The organism is Sinorhizobium sp. CCBAU 05631, from assembly GCF_002288505.1.
Lineage (GTDB): Bacteria > Pseudomonadota > Alphaproteobacteria > Rhizobiales > Rhizobiaceae > Sinorhizobium > Sinorhizobium fredii_C.
In genome coordinates this window covers 324,886-345,367 of sequence record NZ_CP023064.1, presented here as the reverse complement: position 1 = coordinate 345,367, position 20,482 = coordinate 324,886, and the positions used below count along the sequence as shown (strand labels likewise).

The following is a 20,482-nucleotide window of genomic DNA, read 5'->3' as shown; positions in this document are numbered from 1 at the left end:
CCTCAATTGCCTTCCGGCCGGTTCTCGAAGAACGTCGAGCGGCGACCGCGCAGCACGATGTCGAATTTATAGGCCCGTGCATCCATCGGGATGGTATTCGCCCAATCGAGCGGCGCGATCAATTGCTCGATCGCCCGCCGGTCGGGGATCGTGCCGACGATCGGACATTTCCAGATCATCGGATCACCTTCAAAGTACATCTGGGTGATCAGCCGCTGGGCAAAGCCGTGGCCGAAGACCGAAAAATGGATATGGGCCGGACGCCAGTCGTTGACGCCGTTCGGCCAGGGATAGGCTCCCGGCCTGATTGTGCGGAAGCAATAATAGCCGTTCTCGTCGGTGATCGCCCGGCCGCAGCCGCCGAAATTCGGGTCGAGGGGCGCAAGATAGCTTTCCTTCTTGTGCCGGTAGCGCCCGCCGGCATTGGCCTGCCAGAATTCGAGCAGCGCGCCGGGAACCGCCCGGCCGCGCTCGTCCAGCACCCTTCCGTGCACGATGATCCGTTCGCCGATGGCGCTTTCGCCGGGCTTGGCGAAATTGTGGATCAAGTCGTTGTCGAGTTCACCGAGCGTCGAATGGCCGAAGACCGGACCGGTGATCTCGGAGATCGTGTTGTCCATTGAAAGCAGCGCCTTGCGCGGCGACCGCAGCACCGAGGTTTTGTAGCCGGGGGCGAAGGCCGGCGGGTGCCAATCCCGGTCGCGCTGGAAGAAAGCGCCGGTTTCCGGCCTGCGGTTTTCTGTCTCGGACATCGTCACTCCCCCCTCGCCCTTGCGGCATCCATCTCGGCGAACACCCGCTTGGCGATCTTGATGGCGTGGTTGGCGGCCGGGACGCCCGCATAGATCGCCACATGCAGCAGCGCCTCGCGGATGTCCTCGCGGGTCGCCCCGGTATTGGCCGTGGCGCGGACATGCATCGCCACCTCCTCGTCCTGGCCGAGCGCGGCGAGCAGCGCGATGGTGACGATCGACCGCTCGCGCTTGGTCAGGGCCGGGCGCGACCAGACATGGCCCCAGGCCGCCTCGGTGATCAGGTCCTGGAACGGCTGGTCGAATTCCGTCGTCGCCGATTGGGCGCGGTCGACATGGCTGTCGCCGAGAACGGCGCGGCGCGTCGCCATGCCCTGGCGATAACGGTCGGAGGCGGAGCCGTCGATCATCGGGCTTTACTCATCGGTTTGTCTCCTGGCAGGGAGATGAAAAATTCACGGAGGATCGCGGCCAGCGCCTCGGGCTGCTCGATGCATGGTATATGCCCGGCATCGCCGATCACCTCGAAACGCGCCCCGGGGATGAGCCCGGCCGTCGAGCGCACCAGATCGGGCGGCGTCGAACCGTCCTGATCGCCGACGACGCAGAGCACGGGCACGGAAATCTTTCCGGCCGCTTCGGTGTAGTCGGCATCGCGGATTGCCGCGCAGGTGCCGACGTATCCCGGCGCCGGCTGGCGGATCAGCATGTTGCGGTAACAGGCAAAGGAGACGTTTTCAGGCCGGCGGAAGGCCGGCGTGAACCAGCGCTCGAGCACCGCGTCGGCGACCGCCTCGATGCCATGCGCCTCGATCGCCGCGATGCGGGCGTCCCACATCTCGGTCGTGCCGATCTTGTGCGCCGTATCGGCAAGCACGAGCGCCCGCACCAGATCCGGCCGGCGCTGGTAGAGCGATTGCGCGATCAGGCCGCCGACCGAGAGACCGCAGATGATGGCGCGCTTGACTTGGAGGCGGTCGAGCAGACCCGCAAGGTCGGTCGCATGATCCTCGATCGCATAGGGCACCTGGCCGATATCCGAGAGGCCATGGCCGCGCTTGTCGTAGAGGACGATGGCAAACGCATCGGAGAGGCGCGGCACGAGGTCGTCCCAGATGCGAAAATCCGTGCCGAGCGAATTGACGAAGACAAGCACCGGCTTCTCGGCAACCGCGCCAATCAACCGATAATGGATGGCAATGTCGTTAATCCGGGTGAATTGCACGATAAGTCTCCTCCCCACCAAATTGGCGATTTCATCTGGTTAGGTAAAATGATATTTTGCGCCGAACCATTAACTCCTGAGTTATGTTTCGATGATCGACGCGCGCATCAAGTTTCGTCATCTGCAGACTTTTGTCGAGGTCGCGCGCCAGAAGAGCGTCGTGAAGGCCGCCGATCTCTTGAACGTCACGCAGCCGGCGGTCACCAAGACGATCCGCGAGCTGGAGGAGGTGCTCGGCGTCTCGGTCTTCGAGCGCGACGGACGCGGCATCAAGATCACCCGTTACGGCGAGGTATTCCTGCGCCACGCCGGCGCGGCTCTGACAGCGCTTCGGCAGGGCCTCGATTCCGTTTCGCAGGAGCGCTCCGGCGACGGACCGCCGATCCGCGTCGGGGCGCTGCCGACGGTGTCGACGCGCATCATGCCGCGAGCGATCGCGCTCTTCCTCGAAGAGAAGACCAACGCCCGGCTCAAGATCGTCACCGGCGAGAATGCCGTGCTCCTGGAGCAGCTCCGCGTCGGCGATCTCGACCTCGTCGTCGGCCGGCTCGCCGCACCCGACCGAATGACCGGCTTCTCCTTCGAGCATCTTTATTCCGAGCAGGTGGTCTTCGCCGTGCGCGCCGGCCATCCGCTGCTGTCTGGCAAGCAGTCCCTCTTCGCGCATCTCGGCGACTATCCAGTGCTAATGCCGACCCGCGCCTCGATCATCCGGCCGTTCGTCGAGCGCTTCCTGATCGCCAATGGCATTGCCGGCCTGCCGAACCAGATCGAAACCGTCTCCGATTCCTTCGGCCGTGCCTTCGTGCGTTCGAGCGACGCGATCTGGATCATTTCGAACGGCGTCGTCGCCACCGACATCGACGACGGGCTGCTGACGGCGCTGCCGATCGACACCAGCGAGACGAAGGGACCGGTGGGCCTCACCATGCGCACCGACGCGATCCCGTCGCTGCCGCTGTCGATCCTGATGCAGACGATCCGCGAGGCCGCCGAGGCGGTGGCCCCGAGGATGTAACGCACTATGGGGCACCACAATCAACGGTGCTTCTCGCAATCTCCAGTCCCTCACTCAGAGAAATGTCTGGTGATTTGGTGCGTCGGACGTTTGGCCTTCTCGTCTACTGCACTTAGTCGGGCCTCAATCGCGGGATCCTCGTCTTCCGTCATACGATAAACCGCGACTTTTGCACCGCGCCTGCCGCGGCGGTTCGATTGCGCTTGGAAAAGCAGAATGCCTTGCATTTGAACTTGTTGTTCTCGCCAGGATCCATCTTGTCAATCGCGCTTAGGAACAAGCCGTTATCGCGAGGTGGCGCCCTTGTTCCTCGAATCTTTTGGTCACTCATGATTTCTCTCGTGGCGGAGCGCTCCCGCGAAACACGGAGGGAGCCGCGGGTCGTCTTCCCGTTGTGGCGAGCATGGCGGCCAGAGGGGTCCAGCCTCAATGAGAGCAGGCCCTAATACCCCTTCGCCGCGCCGGCGCCGATGCGGCTGTCGGCGGCGCCGTTGTAGCGCGCGCCGCCGCCAGCGGCGATCTCGGCGAGACTCTCGCCGCCGACGAGGATGCCGGTCGCCTGGCCCCAGATGGTCCAATTCTTGTCGATCTCGACGTCATGGCCCATCGCCGAGAGCAGCTTCAGCGTGTCGGGCGAAAGCGCGTAGGGCTCCATGAACACCTTGTCAGGCAGCCATTGGTGGTGGAGACGCGGCGCGTCGACTGCCTCCTGGATGTTCATGCCGTGGTCGATGACATTGAGGATCGCCTCGAGCGTGATGGTGATGATGCGTGCGCCGCCGGGGCTGCCGATCACCATGAAGGGCTTGCCATCCTTGGAGATGATCGTCGGACTCATCGAGGAGAGCGGCGTCTTGCCGGGAGCGATGGCGTTCGCCTCGCCCTGCACGAGACCGTAGAGATTCGGCGCGCCGGGCTTGGCGGTGAAGTCGTCCATCTCGTTGTTGAGCAGGATGCCGGTTCCGGGCGCGACGACGCCTGCGCCGAACGAGCCGTTCAGCGTGTAGGTGACGGCAACCGCATTGCCCTCGACGTCGATGATCGAATAGTGGGTCGTCTCCTTGCTCTCGCCGAAGCCCTCGGGCATCAACGCCTCTGAGGTACCGGCCTTGAACGGATCGATCTTTTCTCGGATCTCCTTCGCATAGGCCTTGTCGGTCAGCTTGGCGACCGGGTTTTCGACGAAGTCCGGATCGCCGAGCGCGGTGTTGCGGTCGACATAGGCATGGCGCATCGCCTCGATCATCGCATGCACCGTCTCGGCCGAGCCATAGCCGAGATAGGAGAGTGGGTAGCCTTCGAGGATGTTGAGGATCTCGCAGATGATAAGACCGCCGGAGGAAGGCGGCGGCGAGGAGACGATGTCGTAACCGCGGTAATTGCACTTCACCGGCTCGAGCTCGCGCACCTGATATTGCTCGAAATCCTTCTTGGCGAGGATGCCGCCCCTTTCCGCGCTCGCCTTGACGATCGCGTCGGCGATCGCACCCTTGTAGAAGGCGTCCGGCCCTTTCTCGGCAATGCTTGTAAGCGAAGTAGCAAGATCAGTCTGGATGAGCTTGTCGCCCACCTCGAACGGTTTTCCCGCTTTCAGAAAGATCGCCGCGGCTGCCGGATCCTTGGCCAGCCTTTCGGTCCTGCCGTCGAAAGTATCGACATCGCCCTGCTCGAGCTGAAAACCTTCGCGCGCCAGCGTAATCGCCGGCTCGATCAGCTCCTTCAGCGGCCGCGTGCCGTAGCGGCTGCGGGCGAATTCGAAGCCGGCCACCGGACCCGGCACGCCGACGGCGAGATAGCCGTCGGTGCTCAGGCCTTTGACAAGCTCGCCCTTGTCATCCTGGTACATGGTCTTGGTGGCGGCGAGCGGCGCGCGCTCGCGGAAATCCAGAAACGTCGTCCTGCCGTCCTTGAAGCGGATCGTCATAAAGCCGCCGCCGCCGATATTGCCGGCGGTCGGATAGACGACGGCGAGCGCATAGCCGACAGCGACCGCCGCATCGACGGCATTGCCGCCCTTCTTCAGGACCTCGACGCCGATGTCGGAGGCAAGATGCTGGGCGGTCACTACCATGCCGTGCTCGGCCTTGACGGGCTCGGGCGAGGCGGCGCCAGCCATCTGCGGCAAGGCCGTACTGCATGCGATGAACAAGGCGAAGGACAGGCTCGTCAAGGCGGAATTGCGCATGCTTTCCTCCTGGGCGGAATTCGCTTCTCGAACCGTGGACTGTAGCATCAAGGATAAAGACGGATAGTCGGGGATTCTCGCCTCAATCGCCGGAATAGCGCTCCTCGCGCCATGGGTCGCCGCGCATGTGATAGCCGTTCTTCTCCCAGAAGCCGGCTGTGTCGCGGCTGCGAAAATCGATGCGCGACAGCCATTTGGCGCTTTTCCAGAGATAGAGATGGGGAACGACGAGACGCATCGGCCCGCCATGCGGGCGCGTGATCGGCGCGCCTTGCCAGGTCGTCGCAAGAATAGCATCTTCGGCGGCGAAATCGGCGAGCGGCAGGTTGGTTGAATAGCCGTCGAAGCTCGTCAGCATTACATACTCCGCCTCCGGCTTGGGCATCACCCGGTCGAGCAGGTCGCGCGTCGCGACACCCTGCCAGCGATTGTCGTAGCGCGACCACGTCGTCACACAATGGATGTCGGAGAGACTCTCGCTTTGAGGCATCGACTGGAAGTCCGCCCAGTCGAGCGAAACCGGATTTTCCACCGCACCCGTCACGTCGAGTCGCCAGTTTTCCAGCGCGATATGCGGCTGCTGCCCAAGGTCCAGGACGGGCCATTCCTTGACGAGATGCTGACCGGGCGGGAGGCGATCGGCCCCGGGTCGAGCAATCCGGCCAGTCAGGAACTTGCCGTCCGCCGCCCAGCGCCGCTTGGTGGATGTCAACTTCGTCTCCGGTACCGGTTCGTCGTCCACCATGATTCACCCGTCTCGTTTTGGTCTTGGAAACTGATTTGAGGCCCGGACAGCCGGCGCGTCAAGCGAGCGGATCCGACCAAAACAGGGCGTACGTCTTTCGGACTAGCCCAGAAGTATGAGGCTCAGTTGACTATCAGATCGCGCCATGACAGTCTTTGTTGCAGTGCAGCAATGCTGCGCGCTTTCACACGGTCACCCTGCTCGGCGGAGGATCACGCTCTTGCGGCTGGATGAACACGGATTCGGGCTGCCTCTTCCGGTCTGCCCAGCCGCTTGGGCCAGCCTCATGCGCTCTAAATCGCAGGTTGCGCCGGCCCATGGACGGCCGACCCAACAATTGCCGTCATTCTGGAGTTGATGCGTTCACCCTCACCCGATCGGGTGACGCGCCAATCGGTCACGACGAAACGTCTCTATGAAGGAGAACAGCGTATGAAGGTTCTGTTTGCCGGCGGAAACGGTTACTATCCCGAATTCAGCGGCGGCGTTCAGTCGAGCACCCACCACCTGGTTCAGCAATTGCGCGAGCGCGGCCATGAGGCCGGCGTGCTCGCCGCCTTGTTCGGCGACGGCATGTTTGGCTTCAAACAGCGCGTCAAGCTTAAGTTGTCCGGCGAACGCGGCGTCATGGACAGCTTTCCCGGCTATCCGGTCGTGCGTGCCTGGCACCCCTGGGAAGCGGCGGCCTTTGCGGTGAAGAAGCTGCAGCCCGACGTCGCCGTTGTGCAGTGCCACAAATCCGTGCCCATCGGCAAGGCGCTGCAGGCGCACAACGTGCCGCTGGTGATCTATCTTAGAAACGTCGAGTTCCACGAGCTCGCCGGCGATCTGCGCGAACTGACCTCCGCCTATTACATCGCCAATTCGGAATTCACCGCCCGGGCCTATAAGCAGAAATTCGGCATCGATTCGGTGGTTATTCCGCCGACGATCAATCCCGAAACCTACACGACCCGCACGACCGGCGAATATGTGACCTTCATCAATCCCTATAAGGAGAAGGGCTTCGAGCTGGCGGTCCGAATCGCCGAGCACTGCCCGGACATTCCCTTCCTGTTCGTCGAAAGCTGGAAGCTTTCCGATGATCATCGGGCGGAAATCGAGAAGATCATCGCGCCCCTGAAGAATGTCCGGCTAGAAAGCCGCACCAGCGACATGAAGACCGTCTATGGCCGGACGAAAATCCTGCTTGCGCCGAGCAAGTGGGAAGAGGCCTGGGGACGGGTTGCGTCCGAGGCCCATTGCAGCGGCATTCCGGTGGTCGGATCGCGGCGCGGCGGCTTGCCGGAGGCGATCGGCGAAGGCGGCATCGTGCTCGACTATGACGCGCCGCTCGAGGATTGGACCGGCGCCATCCGCAGGCTCTGGAGCGACGACAAAGAATATCAGCGCCTGTCGCAGGCCGCATCCGCCTTCGCCAAGCGGCCGCTGATGCAGCCAGACAGGCAATTCGCGGCCTTCCTGGAACTGCTCGAACGCGCCGCCGCGAGCCGCCCTGCCCAGCTCAAGGCCTCCTGAGACCGCCCGGCATGCGCGTCGGATTCGTCGTCGGTCAGTTTCCGATGCTTTCGGAAACGTTTGTCATCGGCCAAATGGCCGGCCTGTTGCGGCGCGGCTTTCAGGTCGAGGTCGTCTGCAACGGTATTTCGGATTACAATTTTGCGGATCGCCGGCAGGAGCCGCTTGCGACGCTCTTGGCTCGCACGCGCGACTGGTGGGGTGCGGCGTCGCGCCTCCGTCCGGCCATCGGGCGACTGCCGCCGAAGCTCCGCGACAAGGCCTCCACCGCGCTCGACATGTCCTCGGTCGCCCGATTGAACGCATGCGACGTGATCGTCGCCCATTTCGGCCACAACGGCGCCCGCGCCGCGCGGCTTAAGAAATGGAAGCGGCTAACGCCGCCGATCGTGACGATTTTCCACGGTTATGACGTCGGCGTTCCTCTCAAGGAGCGGGGCCTCGGCCGCTATGACGACCTGTTTCAGCACGGCGCGCTCAACCTGACGGTAAACGACTATTTTCGCCGCGTGCTGATCGAGGCGGGGGCGCCGGAGGCCAAGGTCGCCGTCCACCATATGGGCATCGACCTCAAGAAGATCCCCTATGAATGGAAATCCTGGTGCGGCGCGACGGTGCAATTGATTTCGGTCTGCCGGCTGGCCGAGAAGAAGGGCATCGAATTCGCGCTCCGGGCGCTCGGCAGGCTGCGCAGCACCGCCCCCGCACTCGACTGGCGCTATACGATCATCGGCGATGGTCCGCTGCGGCCGGAACTCGAGGCGCTCGCCGCCGAACTCGGAATTGCCAGCCGGGTTTCCTTCCTCGGCAGTCTCCCCCATCAGGACGTCAAGCAATGGCTGCGGCGATCGCATGCCTTCGTGCTGCCGAGCGTCACCGCCGAAAACGGCGATGTCGAGGGGATACCGGTGGCACTGATGGAGGCGATGGCGGCCGGGCTGACGGTGGTCAGCTCCACCCATTCGGGTATCCCCGAACTGATCGAGGACGGGAAGACCGGCTTTCTCGCCGCCGAAAGGGATGTCGAGACGCTGGCGGACCGGCTGCGCTTCATCGCCGAGCACCCGGACGAATGCGAGATCATTGCCCGGGACGCCCGCAGGAAGGTCGAAGCCGAGTTCGACATGCAGGCGCTCGACGATGATTTTGCGCGGATTGTCAGCCGGTTCCCCCAAACGAGGCTTGTCGCTTGAACAAGGAAAACCTTCAGGTCGGCCGCGTCGCCCTTCGCGGCGGGTTGGTGACGGGCGGCGCTCAAATTCTGCGCATGGTCATCCAGTTCGTCTCAGTCGTGGTGCTCGCCCGGCTGCTGGCGCCGGAGGATTTCGGTCTCGTCGCTTCCGTGAGCCCGATTGTCGCCTTCGTCGGGCTGTTCCAGAATCTCGGCCTGCAGCAGGCCGTCATCCAGCGCAAGGAGATCGGCGAGAAAGAGCTCAACCAGGTCTTCTGGATCAGCACCCTCGTCGGCCTTCTCTGCACCCTTGTGGTCGTTGCCCTTTCCCCCGCCATTGCCGCCTTTTATGGCGACCAGCGGATGACGGCGATCGCGATTGCCGCGGCGCTGCCGCTGCTGCTCGGCAGCCTCGCGGCCCTGCCGCTCGCCTTGATGAACCGGCATTTGAAGTTCGGGCAACTGGCGCTCAACGATGTCTACGCGGCGGTCGTCGGCCTCCTCGTCACCGCCGCTGCGGCCTATTTCGGCATGGGCTACTGGTCGCTGGTGATCGGCCCGGCGGCCTCGGCCGCCGTGGCACTTCTCGCCGCGTGGGGGGCGACGCGATGGATGCCCGCCCGGCCGGCCTTCCGGATCGACCGTGAGATCATCTCCTTCGGCGCCAATCTCACCGGCTTCAACCTCGTCAATTTCTTCTCGCGCAATCTCGACAACATCCTGATCGGCAAGTTCTCCGGACCGGTCGAGCTCGGCTATTACGACCGCGCCTACAAGCTTCTGCTCTTTCCGCTGCAAAACATCACCCAGCCCCTGTCGCGGGTGATGATCCCGCTGATGAGCCGTATACAGGAGGACAAGCCGCAGTTCCGCGACATCTATATGCGGACAAACTGGCTGCTGGCTGCAGTGACCATGCCGGGCATTGCGGCGCTGACCTGCGCCGCCGGGCCGACCGTCAGCCTCCTCTTCGGTGCGCAATGGCTGCCGGTCGCGCCGATCTTCGCCTGGCTCGGGGTCGCCAGCCTGATGCAGCCGGTTTCGAGCACCACCGGCTGGATCTTCATCTGCCAGGGCGAGACGAAGACGATGTTCCGCTGGGGGATCTATTCGTCGCTGACGACCGTTCTTTCTTTCGTCGTCGGTCTGCAATGGGGTGCGATCGGGGTGGCAGCCGCCTATGCGATCAGCGGCTACCTTCTGCGGGTCCCGGTGCTTGCCTGGCTCTTGCAGCGGGTCGGGCCTGTCTCGGCGCGGGATTTCCTTTACGTCCAGGGCCTCTTCGTTCTTTCGGCGCTTATCGCCTGGTTCGGCTACCGGCTGCTGCCGACAGCCCTGACCGGTTCCTCGAACGTCGTCGCGCTGGCTCTGGCGATCTGCCTCAACTACGGGCTGGCGCTGCTCTTCGCGCTTGCCCTACGCGCGCCGCGCCAAGTCCTCTTCGAGATCCTGGCGAAGGGCCTGAACGCCGTTCGCCGATGAACCTGCCACCAGCGGACGGATGAGGTCCGCCGCCGACATCGCCGAGGCGTTCTCCTCGAGTACTGCCTTGAGGCTGACCGCGCGATAGCGGTCGAGGTCGCCGGCGAAGCGGTCGAGCTTGCCGAGTGCCTCCTCCGGGGTCACCGTGTCGATATCGAGCAGGACATCCTCGACGCCAATCCGCTTGGCGACTTCCTTGGTCTTGAACTCGTAGGCGATCGGCAGCACCGGGGTGCCGACGCAAAGCGACATGATCATCATGTGCATGCGCGTCGCCACGACGAAATCGAACTCCCTGGCGGTCGCCATCAGCTGTTCCGGCGTGTGGAACGCCGCGTCGACCGTGACGTGCTCGGCAATCTCGGGCGCGAGGCCGGAGACGATCAGCTTCGCCGTCTTCGAATCGTCATGGGCATATTCCGGCACGCCCTGGCAGGTGGAAATGAAAGTGACTTGCTTGCCGTGGTCGCGCACGAGCCTCGTCGCGATCTCGCGGATCGACTGGATATAGCGGTCCATGCCGCCGCCACCGCCCTGCACGTAGTGCCAGTGCCGCACGGATATGCCGACGCGGCCGGTCGGTGCCGGTCGGCCGATCGTCAAGAGCGCCTTGATCCGCTCCACGTCGGCGAGCGCAAAGACGGAATCGGCCACCACATGGCACTTCGACGGATCGTCGACGAGATCGAGGATGTGATCGCGCGAACGGACGTCGCGCAACAGGATCAGCGGGCTGCGGTTGAAAACCGGCGGCAGGTTGCGGCGGTTATAGGGCTTGGAAAAGGGGCCGAGCGACTGGGTGAAGAAGATCGTCTTCTTGCCGAGCATCTCGGCAAGCTTGAACTGGTTGATGCGCCGTTCGAGCGAATAGTTTTCGACGAGATAGGTGCCGCCGGTGGTGATCACCATATCGGCATCCTTGTAGAGCGCCAGGCTCTTGCGGTCCGCATCGCTGAAGAAACGCCGGTCGAGATAGTTGCCGCTGCCGAGATGGCGCAGCGCCTGAAACACCGCCTGGTTATAGACCTGCTTCAAGGCATTCTTGACGGTGTTGTCGTCGTATTTGTACTTGAAGATCGATTCCGACGGCAGCTTCCTGAGCTCGATGTCTGGATATTGCTCCTTCGGATAAAGCCGCGCCGCGACTTCCGGCTGGCTGTCGAACACCAGGAATTCCAGGTCCTCGTCCGTCACCGATTTCAGGATGTGCCTGATCGCCAGAAGAATGGCCGCGTCGCCGGTGTTCAAGCAGACGGTATTCTCGACTACAACTTTCATGGTCCGTCATCCCCGTGTGTAAAGCCGGCAGACATGGGAGAAATGTCGCCGACTTGCCGCTTGCAAGAGGTGTCGTCCGCATCCCACGGACAACCCGCAATAGCGTTCTGTAGCGAAGTTTTGGTGAATTCATGGCCGCGCGGGGGATTTTTGCCGCACTGCAGCATCGACGCAAATGATTGACGATGAGGCGGCATCGGAGCGCACATTTCGCCGGCAATACAGGGACTTTGGTCCGGCTCCGGGAGGCGCTTCCGCCGCCAAGGTCTGATCCGCTGCGACGTCGTTTGCCGTGTGGTTCGTTCCACACGTATAGCGGCAGTCCATTCGATGGGGATCTTCAGTCATGGCAGCGTTCGACGGCAGTTGGAACGATCGTATGTCCGATTCCACTTGGAACGTGCTATCCAGTCCTCTCTCGATCGGGATCTATATTGCGGCCGCCATGCTGATTGCTGCCTTTGTCAGCGCAACGACCGGTGTTCCGCCCTACATCCTGGTAGCAGCGGCGGTTGTGCTGGTGTTATTCGTCGACCCGCCGGAAAGAATGGAAAGACTTAGAAAGCAACGCCGTCGATAATCTCAGCCGACGCCTCGCGAACAAAGGTTTCCAGACCCGCATCCATGATGGCCGCTCGCCTCCGGTCCCACTAAATGGACGCGACGCGATGCGATCTATTGCACCAGCGGCCGGAGTGCCGACTGCGTCTCCTTGAGCAGAGGCAAATACCGTTCCGCGAGTTCAGCCACCGCCACATGGGCGGCAGGCGCGCCGATATTGAGCGCGGCAACCACCTGCCCACGCGCGTTCATCAGCGGAACCGCGATCGAACACAGCCCGAGCTCCAGTTCCTGATCGATGATCGCATAGCCCTGCTCGCGAACCCTGCGGAGCTCCGCCATCAATTCCTCCGGATCAGTTTTCGTGCGCGGCGTGTTGGCTTTGAGTTCCGTGCGCGCCAGGATTTCGCGTGCCTCGCTCTCAGGGAGGGCAGCAAGCAGCACCCTTCCCATCGAGGCGCAATAGGCGGGCAGCCGTGAGCCGGGCATCAGGTTGATCGACATTACCCGGCGCTGCGAGGCGCGGGCGATGTAGACCACCTCGGTGCCGTCGAGGACGGAGGCCGAGGCGCTCTGCCCCGCCTTTTCCGAAAGCTGGTCGAGATGAGGCTGGACGATCGCCGGCAGCGGCGTCGCCGAGAGATAGGCGTGGCCGAGCCTTAGGACCCTCGGCGTGAGACTAAAGAATTTGCCGTCGTAATCCGCATAGCCGAGTTCCGATAGCGTCAGCAGCGAGCGCCGGACCGTGGCGCGGTCGAGGCCGGTGAGCTTCGATGCCTCGGCGATCGACAGTCGCGGCTGCGTCTCGCCGAAGGCCTCGATCACCTTCAAGCCGCGCGCAAAACCGCTGACGAAATCCGTTTCCCGCATAATTCTTCCCTCATTCAGATCAGCCGTAGTTTGTGCGATATGCGAACAAATGTCAAATATCGCACAAAATATTTGACGGTTGGCGGAAAGAGGCGCTTATTCCCCGGCAGTCGCCGCTGCCGGGCAACGGAGCTTGCCACTCGCAAGAGGTATCGCCGGCAGCTAAGAGAGGAGGAGTTGCATGGCTCGCATAATGTCGCTCGCCGAGGCGGTGGCGGAGAATGTCCGCGACGGTGATACCGTCGCCATGGAGGGATTCACACACTTGATCCCCTATGCCGCCGGGCACGAGGTGATCCGCCAGGGTAGAAAGGATCTGTTCCTCGTCCGCATGACCCCGGACATTCTTTATGACCAGCTCATCGGTGTCGGTGCCGCGCGGGGCATGAAGTTCTCCTGGGGCGGCAATCCGGGCGTCGGCTCGCTGCACCGATTCCGCGATGCGGTCGAGAACCAATGGCCGCGGCCACTCGAGATCGAGGAGCACTCGCATGCGGCGATGGCGAACGCCTATGAGGCGGGCGCCGCAAACCTGCCCTTCGCCATGCTGCGCGGCTATATCGGCGCCGACCTCCCGAAGGTGAATCCGAACATCAAAAGCGTCACCTGCCCCTTCACCGGCGAAGTCTTGGCTGCAGTGCCGGCGATCCGGCCGGACGTCACGATCATTCACGCGCAGCGCGCCGACCGCAAGGGCAACGTACTGCTCGAAGGCATCGTCGGCGTTCAGAAGGAGGCGGTGCTTGCCGCCAGGCGCTCGATCGTCACCGTCGAGGAGATCGTCGACGAACTCTCGCCGCCCTCTCCCAATTCCGTCGTACTGCCGACCTGGGCGGTGACGGCCGTCACCCATGTGCCGGGCGGCGCCTTCCCCTCCTACGCGCATGGCTACTATCCGCGGTCGAACGCCTTTTACATACGCTGGGACGAGATCGCACGAGACCGGGAGACGTTCACGGCCTGGATTAAGGAAAACGTGCTCGACGCTCGGCCCGAAGACTACGCCCGCCATGCCGCGAAGACTGCGGCCAAGGTCGCTTGAGGAGGCAAGGATGACGGATTTCACCCCCACTGAAATGATGACCATCGCCGCGGCGCGCGAACTTTCCAACGACGACGTCTGCTTCGTCGGCATCGGCGCGCCTTCGGCCGCCTGCAACGTCGCCCGGCTGACGCATGCGCCGGGCATCACGCTGATCTACGAGAGCGGCACCGTCGGCACAAAGCCGGACGTGCTGCCGCTGTCGATCGGCGACGGCGAGCTCTGCGATACCGCGCTCTTCACCGTCTCGGTTCCGGAAATGTTCCGCTATTGGCTACAGGGTGGCCGCATCACGACCGGCTTCCTCGGCGGTGCGCAGATCGACCGCTTCGCCAATCTCAACACCACCGTCGTCGGCCCCTACGACCACCCAAAGGTCCGCCTGCCGGGCGGCGGCGGCGCGCCGGAGATCGCCTCCAATTGCGGCCGCATCTTCATCACCATGGCGCTTTCGAAGCGCGGCTTCGTCGAGAAGCTCCCCTTCGTCACCTCGATGGGCCATGGCGAGGGCGGCAACACCCGCGAAAAACTCGGCCTGAAGACCAAGGGGCCAACGCGCGTCATCACTGATCTGTGCATCCTCGAGCCGGATTCGGAGACGAAGGAACTGACCGTCGTCTCGATCCATCCGGGCGTCAGCCGCGAGCGGATCGTCGAGAATTGCACCTGGCCGATTAAATTCGCCGAGACCGTTATCGAAACCCCTGCGCCGACCGAGACGGAGCTCTCGGTGCTGCGCGACATCAACGCCCGCACCAAGAAGGCCCATGAGGGCACCGGGCCGGGCAAGGAGGCCGCCTGATGCGCGACACTTATATCTGCGATTACATTCGCACCCCGATCGGCCGCTTCGGCGGTTCGCTCTCCTCTGTGCGCCCCGACGACCTCGGCGCCATCCCGCTGAAGGCGCTTGCCGAGCGCAATGCTTCGGTCGACTGGGAGGCGGTCGATGACGTGATCTTCGGCTGCGCCAACCAGGCGGGCGAAGACAACCGCAATGTCGCGCGCATGTCGTCGCTTCTCGCCGGACTGCCGGTCGCCGTCCCCGGCACGACGATCAACCGGCTCTGCGGCTCCGGCATGGATGCGGTGATCGCAGCCGCCCGCGCCATCAAGGCCGGCGAGGCCGAACTGATGATCGCCGGCGGCGTCGAATCCATGTCGCGGGCGCCCTTCGTCCTGCCAAAGGCCGACAGCGCATTTTCGCGTCACGCCGAAATCCACGACACGACCATCGGCTGGCGCTTCGTCAACCCGCTGATGAAGGCGCAATACGGCGTCGATTCGATGCCGGAGACCGGCGAGAACGTTGCCGAAGATTTTAAAATCTCGCGCGAGGACCAGGACGCCTTTGCCGTGCGCAGCCAGGCAAAGGCTGCGGCCGCCCAGGCGAACGGCCGGCTCACCCGGGAGATCGTCGCCGTCACCATACCTCAGAAGAAGGGCGAGCCGCTCGTCGTCGACAGGGACGAGCATCCGCGCGCCACGACGATCGAAACGCTTGCCAAGCTGAAGGCGCCGTTCCGCGCCGGCGGCTCCGTCACCGCCGGCAATGCCTCCGGCGTCAATGACGGCGCGGCGGCACTGATCATCGCCTCAGAGGCGGCGGCAAGAAAACACGGCCTGAAGCCCATCGCCCGCATTCTCGGCGGCGCCACGGCCGGCGTGCCGCCACGCATCATGGGCATCGGTCCTTTGCCCGCCTCGCAGAAGCTGATGGCGCGGCTCGGCATGACGCAGGACCAGTTCGACGTTATCGAACTCAACGAGGCCTTCGCCAGCCAGGGGCTTGCCGTGCTGCGTGAACTCGGAATCGCCGACGACGACCCGCGCGTCAACCGCAACGGCGGCGCGATCGCGCTCGGCCACCCCCTCGGCATGTCGGGCGCCCGCATCACCGGCACCGCGGCGCTGGAGCTCGCCGAAACGGGCGGACGCTATTCGCTCTCCACCATGTGCATCGGCGTCGGCCAGGGCATCGCGGTAGCGCTGGAACGGGTTTAGCACTTTAGCGCCCTCCGCTTTCACCCTCCCCGACCCCTCCCCACAAAGGGGGGGCTTTTCTGGCCGCAATGTCGCGCCACTTTTCCCAGTCAGTGCAAGGCTCGATAGACTGAACTGACAGCTTCTGGGGCAAAGGTCGAGATAGGCGGAGCGGGCGCGCCGCGGTAAGCCCCTCCCACCTGTGGGGAGGGGACTTGCCCACGGCCTCCCTCTGCCCCAACCCAAGGTTATCGCAGCTAGCGGGTAATGCGAAACCCCGCCGGCGCTTCAGTGGAAGATGCATCCTCGCTCGCAACGCTGGCGACGGCGGCACCCGGGGGTCCCTTCCAGAACCGACCGAGCATCGTGTCGACCGCCGGACCAGTACCAGCGATCAGGGCGGTCACCGAACCGTCGCTTTCGTTGCGCACCCAGCCGGCAAGTCCGAGGCGTTCGGCCTCGTCGCGCGTCCAGACACGGAAGCACACCCCTTGCACCCTGCCGGTGATCCGCACCAAAGCCGCCTTGCGTTCGTCCGCCATGGCCGCCTCCTCGTTCGTTCTGTCCGAATCTGGCGCAGCTTGCCCCGAAGGCAAGCTGCTGAAACGGATCGCCTGCCGCTTGCCCTATCGGCGTCGCAGTTACAGATCATTTTTTACCGGTCAGACAAAATAATTTGCATTTTGGGCTTGCAATTGCTGCGATGCAACATTATTGTATGACTTATCGATAGAGCATTCCTCCTCCCAGCTCTATTGAGGGATCGGCGACCCTCCTCCTCCCAGTTGCCGATCAGGATCGAAAGCCCGGCGCACCTCCTCCCGCGCCGGGCTTTCTCTTTTTGATCGCCCTTTCCACACAGCATGTTCGAAGACGGCCCGCGCGGCGATGCTCGAATTGGGGCATCGCCGCGCTATATTCGGTGATGCCGCCATCGGATTTGGGAACGTTTCGCGCGATGCGGCATCCAATGCGCAACAACATGACCATGGGGAGCCGATCATGCCCAGCGTTGAGATCCGCCATCGCCTGAAAAGCCCGCCCAGTGCGGAGGATATCGAAAGCTTTCGCGCCGTCATGCAGGCGCATAACCGCAAGCTCTATCGGATCGCGCGGAGCATCGTTCGCAACAACAATGACGCGGAAGACGTGCTGCAGGAGGCCTATGTACGCGCCTTCACGCATTTTGCCGAATTCCGCGGCGACGCCGCAATCACGACCTGGCTTGCCCGCATCGTCATCAACGAGGCGCTCGGCCGCCTGCGCAAGAGCCGGCGCCAGATGGCGCTCGTCGAGAGCATGCGGCAATTGCATCAGGCGGAGATCATCGCCTTCCCGCTGAACACAAACACGAGCGACCCGGAAAAGACCATGGCCCAGCGAGAGATTCTCGACCTTGTTGAACGGCTGACGGATCACCTTCCGGACGCCTACCGGACCGTTTTCGTGCTGCGCGTCATCGAAGGCCTCAACAACGAGGAAACTGCCGCCCTGCTCGGGCTCCGCCCCGAGACCGTCCGCACGCGGCTGCATCGGGCGCGCCAGCTGCTGAAGCAGCAACTAGAAAAGCAGATTGGCCCAGTCCTGCTCGATGCCTTCCCCTTCGCCGGGAAACGCTGCGAGCGCCTGACCGAGGCCGTCCTCGCCCGCATCTCCGGCCAAACGATAGAAGCCGACGAATAAGCGGGAACGTTTCGCCCGCCGAAGCATCCAAAACGCGTCAACGAAAACGCCTTTTGATCTTCGAGGAAAGGAACATCCCATGACCATCCGACTGACGACCGCGGCAGCGGCAATCGCGCTCATCTTCGCCGCCAACGGCGCGCTCGGCGCCGACAAGCCGACCGATCCGCAGATCGCCCATATCGCCTATACGGCCGGCGTGCTCGACATCGAAGCGGCGAAACAGGCGATCGCCACCTCCAAGAACAAGGCCGTCGTCAAATTCGCCGAGACGATGGTGCGCGACCACGAGGCGGTGAACAGCCAAGCCCTCGACCTCGTCAAGAAATTGAACGTCACGCCGGAAGACAACGACACCAGCAAGGCACTGTCGCAGGCGGCCGAAGCGAAGCGCCAGGAACTGGCAAAGCTGACGGGCGCCGAGTTCGACAAGGCCTATGTCGAGCACGAGGTCGCCTACCACAAGCAGGTCAATGGCGCGCTCGAAACAATGCTGATTCCGGCGGCCCAGAACGGCGAGCTCAAGAGCCTGCTCGAAACCGGGCTGAAGCTCTTCCAGGGTCATCAGCAGCACGCCGAACATGTCGCGACGGAGCTGAAATGAGTGCGGTGCGAGTGCGAGCGGCCCTTTTAACTCTGTTGCTGGGAGCGACCGCCGCTCCTTCGCAGGCAGAAACCATAAAGGTGATGATCGACCGTCTCGTCTACGTGCCGACGGAAATCGAGGCGAAGCCTGGCGACGAGATCGAGTGGATCAACAAGGATGCGCTCGTCCACACCGCCACGGTGAAGGGCGGCGCCGACGTGCTCATTCCGGCAAAGCGATCGGGCCGGCTCCTGCTAAAGGAGTCAGGCAGTTTCGACTATATCTGCCGCTACCACCCGAACATGAAGGGCCGCATCACCGTGCGGCCCTGATCCGCGGCGGCTCCTCAGTGGGCCCCGAGGAACTGCTTTAACTCCGGCGTCCGCGGATTGGCAAAAACCTCCTCCGGCCGACCGATCTCGTGGACGCGGCCCTGATGCATGAAGACGACCCGCGAACAGACGTCGCGGGCGAACTTCATCTCGTGGGTGACCATCAGCAGCGTCATGCCTTCGGCGGCAAGCTCGCGCACCACCGCCAGCACCTCCGCCACCAATTCCGGATCGAGCGCCGAGGTGATCTCGTCGCAGAGCAATGCGATCGGCTGCATCGCAAGCGCGCGAGCGATCGCAACACGCTGCTGCTGGCCGCCGGAGAGCTCGTCCGGATAGGCGTCGAATTTCTGGCTGAGGCCGACCCGGTCCAACATCTTGCGAGCCATCGCCTCCGCCTCCGGCTTCGGCGTCTTTTTCACGACCATCTGCGACAGCATGACATTGCCGCCGACCGTCAGATGCGGAAAGAGGTTAAACTGCTGGAAAATCATCCCGACCTTCAGCCGCAGCGCCTTCAGATGCGCCTCGTCGTCGAGAAGCTGGGTGCCGCCGACCGAGATCGATCCGTCGCTGATCGTCTCGAGCCCGTTGATGCAGCGCAACAGCGTCGACTTGCCCGAGCCGCTCTTGCCAATGATGGCGATCACCTCGCCCGGCGCGACATCGAGATCAATGCCCCTCAGCACCTCGTTGTCACCGAAGCTCTTGCGGACGTCAGTGATTTCGATGAGCGACATTGAGCTTCCTTTCGAGGATCTGGCTGCTCTTGGACAGGGGCCAGCAGAGCGCGAAATAAATGAGCGCCACGAGACCGTAGACGGTGAAGGGCTGGAAGGTGGCATTGGTGACGACGGTGCCGGCCTTCGACAGTTCGACGAAGCCGATGATTGAGGTCAGGGCCGTTCCCTTGATCACCTGCACCGAGAATCCGACGGTCGGCGGCACGGCGATCCGCATCGCCTGCGGCAGGATGACGTAGCGCATCTGCTGCAGCCGGCCCATGCCGAGGCTGGCCGAGGCCTCCCATTGTCCCTTGGCGATCGCCTCGACGCAGCCGCGCCAGATCTCGCCGAGGAAAGCGGCGCTCCAGAGGATCAGCGCGACGCCCGCCGCCAGCCAGGCCGGCACGTCGATACCGAACAGGCCGAGCCCGAAGAAGGCGATGAAGAGCTGCATCAGGAGCGGCGTCCCCTGGAACAGCTCGATATAGTATTTCGCCACCGCCCGCGCCCACTTGCGCCGGCTGATCCGCAGGAAGAGCAGCAACAGCCCGACCATGCCGCCGCCGACGAAGGAGACGAGCGAGAGCAGGAGCGTCCAGCGGGTGGCAAGCAACAGGTTGCGCAGGATGTCCCAGATGGTGAACTCGATCATCTGGCCGCCCTCCTCGGGAAGATGAGCCGGCCGACCATGCCGAGGACCTGGCGGAGCAGGATGGCTAGCAGCAGGTAGACGGCGGTCGAGACGAAATAGGCCTCGAAAGCGCGGAAGGTGCGCGACTGGATGAAGTTGGCGGCGAAGGTCAGGTCCTCGGCGGCGATTTGCGAGACGACGGCGGAGCCGAGCATGACGATCACGACCTGCGACGACAGCGCCGGCCAGATGCGCTGAAGCGACGGGATGAGCACCACATGCCGGAAGGTCTCGAAGGGGGTCATGGCAAGGCTGGCGCCCGCCTCGAACTGGCCCTTCGGCGTCGCCTGGATGCCGGCCCGAATGATTTCTGAGCTATAGGCGCCGAGATTGACGACCATGGCGATATTTGCCGCCAGCAGTTCGCTGAGCTGCAGCCCCAGTGACGGCAGGCCGAAGAAGATGAAGAAGAGCTGGATCAGGAACGGCGTGTTGCGGATCAGCTCCACATAGGCGGCGACCACCGGCTTCAGCCACAGGGGTCCGAGCGCCCGCACCCAGGCGCAGACGATGCCGAGCGAAATGCCCGCGACGGCGCCGACGGCGATCAGTTGGATCGTGATTGCGATCCCCTTTACGATCTGCGGGTAGTATTCGAAGAGCCAGCCGAATTCGAAGTGATAGTTCAAGGCGCA

At 63.4% G+C, this 20,482-nt stretch carries 22 protein-coding genes; 11 read left to right on the top strand and 11 right to left on the bottom strand.

What is annotated here, in order from left to right; translation table 11 throughout:
• Positions 1–2: 2 nt before the first annotated feature.
• The 3 genes from pcaH to pcaD are packed head-to-tail and all read right to left on the bottom strand — an operon-like array spanning position 3 to position 1,977.
• Entirely contained in the window at positions 3–752 is a 750-nt protein-coding gene (gene pcaH, locus SS05631_RS21215; RefSeq protein ID WP_037418837.1) for a protocatechuate 3,4-dioxygenase subunit beta, read from the bottom strand.
• Between the two features lie 2 nt (positions 753–754).
• Positions 755–1,162 (bottom strand): 4-carboxymuconolactone decarboxylase, encoded by a 408-nt coding sequence (gene pcaC / locus SS05631_RS21210; RefSeq protein ID WP_037418835.1) that lies wholly within the window; start codon positions 1,160–1,162, stop codon positions 755–757.
• Entirely contained in the window at positions 1,159–1,977 is an 819-nt protein-coding gene (gene pcaD, locus SS05631_RS21205; protein ID WP_037418832.1) for a 3-oxoadipate enol-lactonase, read from the bottom strand. Before pcaD ends, pcaC begins: the two co-directional genes overlap by 4 nt.
• 91 nt (positions 1,978–2,068) lie before the next feature.
• On the opposite strand from pcaD, the gene pcaQ reads away from it, so the two are divergent.
• Positions 2,069–2,995, top strand: a complete 927-nt coding sequence (pcaQ, locus tag SS05631_RS21200) for a pca operon transcription factor PcaQ (protein WP_037418829.1) — start codon at positions 2,069–2,071, stop codon at positions 2,993–2,995.
• A 442-nt stretch (positions 2,996–3,437) separates the two neighbouring features.
• Here the strand turns inward: pcaQ and ggt are convergent, their stop codons facing one another.
• Both ggt and SS05631_RS21190 read right to left on the bottom strand, forming a co-directional pair.
• Positions 3,438–5,180: a gamma-glutamyltransferase gene (gene ggt, locus SS05631_RS21195; RefSeq protein ID WP_037418826.1), complete on the bottom strand. Its 1,743-nt coding sequence runs from the start codon at positions 5,178–5,180 to the stop codon at positions 3,438–3,440.
• An 82-nt stretch (positions 5,181–5,262) separates the two neighbouring features.
• Complete coding sequence (locus SS05631_RS21190) at positions 5,263–5,925, bottom strand: sulfite oxidase-like oxidoreductase (protein ID WP_037418822.1); 663 nt, start codon at positions 5,923–5,925, stop codon at positions 5,263–5,265.
• Positions 5,926–6,357: 432 nt separating this feature from the next.
• Here SS05631_RS21190 and SS05631_RS21185 point away from each other — a divergent pair, with 432 nt between their 5' ends.
• From SS05631_RS21185 to SS05631_RS21175, 3 genes are read left to right on the top strand one after another with little or no spacing between them, the layout of a single operon-like run.
• Positions 6,358–7,443: a glycosyltransferase gene (locus SS05631_RS21185; RefSeq protein ID WP_037418819.1), complete on the top strand. Its 1,086-nt coding sequence runs from the start codon at positions 6,358–6,360 to the stop codon at positions 7,441–7,443.
• A gap of 11 nt (positions 7,444–7,454) precedes the next feature.
• Positions 7,455–8,636 (top strand): glycosyltransferase, encoded by a 1,182-nt coding sequence (locus SS05631_RS21180; RefSeq protein ID WP_037418816.1) that lies wholly within the window; start codon positions 7,455–7,457, stop codon positions 8,634–8,636.
• Positions 8,633–10,096: a lipopolysaccharide biosynthesis protein gene (locus SS05631_RS21175; protein WP_037418814.1), complete on the top strand. Its 1,464-nt coding sequence runs from the start codon at positions 8,633–8,635 to the stop codon at positions 10,094–10,096. Before SS05631_RS21180 ends, SS05631_RS21175 begins: the two co-directional genes overlap by 4 nt.
• Here SS05631_RS21175 and SS05631_RS21170 read toward each other — a convergent pair.
• On the bottom strand, positions 10,031–11,374 hold the full coding sequence (locus SS05631_RS21170; RefSeq protein WP_037418810.1) for a polysaccharide pyruvyl transferase family protein: 1,344 nt from the start codon (positions 11,372–11,374) through the stop codon (positions 10,031–10,033). The two genes, SS05631_RS21175 and SS05631_RS21170, sit on opposite strands and share 66 nt — an antisense overlap.
• Before the next feature lie 346 nt (positions 11,375–11,720).
• Here SS05631_RS21170 and SS05631_RS21165 point away from each other — a divergent pair, with 346 nt between their 5' ends.
• Positions 11,721–11,954: a hypothetical protein gene (locus tag SS05631_RS21165; protein ID WP_157213172.1), complete on the top strand. Its 234-nt coding sequence runs from the start codon at positions 11,721–11,723 to the stop codon at positions 11,952–11,954.
• Between the two features lie 95 nt (positions 11,955–12,049).
• On the opposite strand, the gene SS05631_RS21160 is transcribed toward SS05631_RS21165, so the two are convergent.
• Positions 12,050–12,805, bottom strand: a complete 756-nt coding sequence (locus tag SS05631_RS21160) for an IclR family transcriptional regulator (protein WP_037418807.1) — start codon at positions 12,803–12,805, stop codon at positions 12,050–12,052.
• A 181-nt stretch (positions 12,806–12,986) separates the two neighbouring features.
• Here SS05631_RS21160 and SS05631_RS21155 point away from each other — a divergent pair, with 181 nt between their 5' ends.
• Genes SS05631_RS21155 through pcaF form a run of 3 tightly spaced genes read left to right on the top strand, consistent with a single transcriptional unit; the run spans position 12,987 to position 15,851 of the window.
• Positions 12,987–13,847, top strand: coding sequence for a CoA transferase subunit A (locus SS05631_RS21155; protein WP_037418804.1), 861 nt, complete (start codon positions 12,987–12,989; stop codon positions 13,845–13,847).
• Between the two features lie 10 nt (positions 13,848–13,857).
• Positions 13,858–14,649, top strand: coding sequence for a CoA-transferase subunit beta (locus tag SS05631_RS21150; RefSeq protein WP_037418801.1), 792 nt, complete (start codon positions 13,858–13,860; stop codon positions 14,647–14,649).
• Positions 14,649–15,851 carry a 3-oxoadipyl-CoA thiolase gene (gene pcaF / locus SS05631_RS21145; RefSeq protein ID WP_037418798.1) on the top strand — a complete coding sequence of 401 codons (1,203 nt, stop codon included), beginning with the start codon at positions 14,649–14,651 and terminating at the stop codon, positions 15,849–15,851. Before SS05631_RS21150 ends, pcaF begins: the two co-directional genes overlap by 1 nt.
• A 236-nt stretch (positions 15,852–16,087) precedes the next feature.
• On the opposite strand, the gene SS05631_RS21140 is transcribed toward pcaF, so the two are convergent.
• Entirely contained in the window at positions 16,088–16,372 is a 285-nt protein-coding gene (locus SS05631_RS21140) for an acylphosphatase (RefSeq protein ID WP_037418795.1), read from the bottom strand.
• Between the two features lie 460 nt (positions 16,373–16,832).
• Here SS05631_RS21140 and SS05631_RS21130 point away from each other — a divergent pair, with 460 nt between their 5' ends.
• The 3 genes from SS05631_RS21130 (at position 16,833) to SS05631_RS21120 (ending at position 18,431) form a co-directional block, all read left to right on the top strand.
• On the top strand, positions 16,833–17,513 hold the full coding sequence (locus SS05631_RS21130; RefSeq protein ID WP_037418860.1) for an RNA polymerase sigma factor: 681 nt from the start codon (positions 16,833–16,835) through the stop codon (positions 17,511–17,513).
• 79 nt (positions 17,514–17,592) lie between these two features.
• Positions 17,593–18,117: a DUF4142 domain-containing protein gene (locus SS05631_RS21125; RefSeq protein ID WP_037418792.1), complete on the top strand. Its 525-nt coding sequence runs from the start codon at positions 17,593–17,595 to the stop codon at positions 18,115–18,117.
• Entirely contained in the window at positions 18,114–18,431 is a 318-nt protein-coding gene (locus SS05631_RS21120) for a cupredoxin family copper-binding protein (protein WP_037418789.1), read from the top strand. The genes SS05631_RS21125 and SS05631_RS21120 overlap by 4 nt, the downstream gene beginning before the upstream one ends.
• A 14-nt stretch (positions 18,432–18,445) precedes the next feature.
• On the opposite strand, the gene SS05631_RS21115 is transcribed toward SS05631_RS21120, so the two are convergent.
• From SS05631_RS21115 to SS05631_RS21105, 3 genes are read right to left on the bottom strand one after another with little or no spacing between them, the layout of a single operon-like run.
• A complete protein-coding gene (locus tag SS05631_RS21115) occupies positions 18,446–19,171 on the bottom strand; it encodes an amino acid ABC transporter ATP-binding protein (RefSeq protein WP_037418785.1) in 726 nt (241 codons plus the stop codon).
• Entirely contained in the window at positions 19,149–19,808 is a 660-nt protein-coding gene (locus SS05631_RS21110; protein WP_037418782.1) for an amino acid ABC transporter permease, read from the bottom strand. The genes SS05631_RS21115 and SS05631_RS21110 overlap by 23 nt, the downstream gene beginning before the upstream one ends.
• The gene (locus tag SS05631_RS21105) at positions 19,805–20,476 is read right to left on the bottom strand and encodes an amino acid ABC transporter permease (protein WP_037418780.1); all 672 of its coding nucleotides are present in this window, start codon (positions 20,474–20,476) and stop codon (positions 19,805–19,807) included. Before SS05631_RS21105 ends, SS05631_RS21110 begins: the two co-directional genes overlap by 4 nt.
• Positions 20,477–20,482 lie beyond the last annotated feature (6 nt).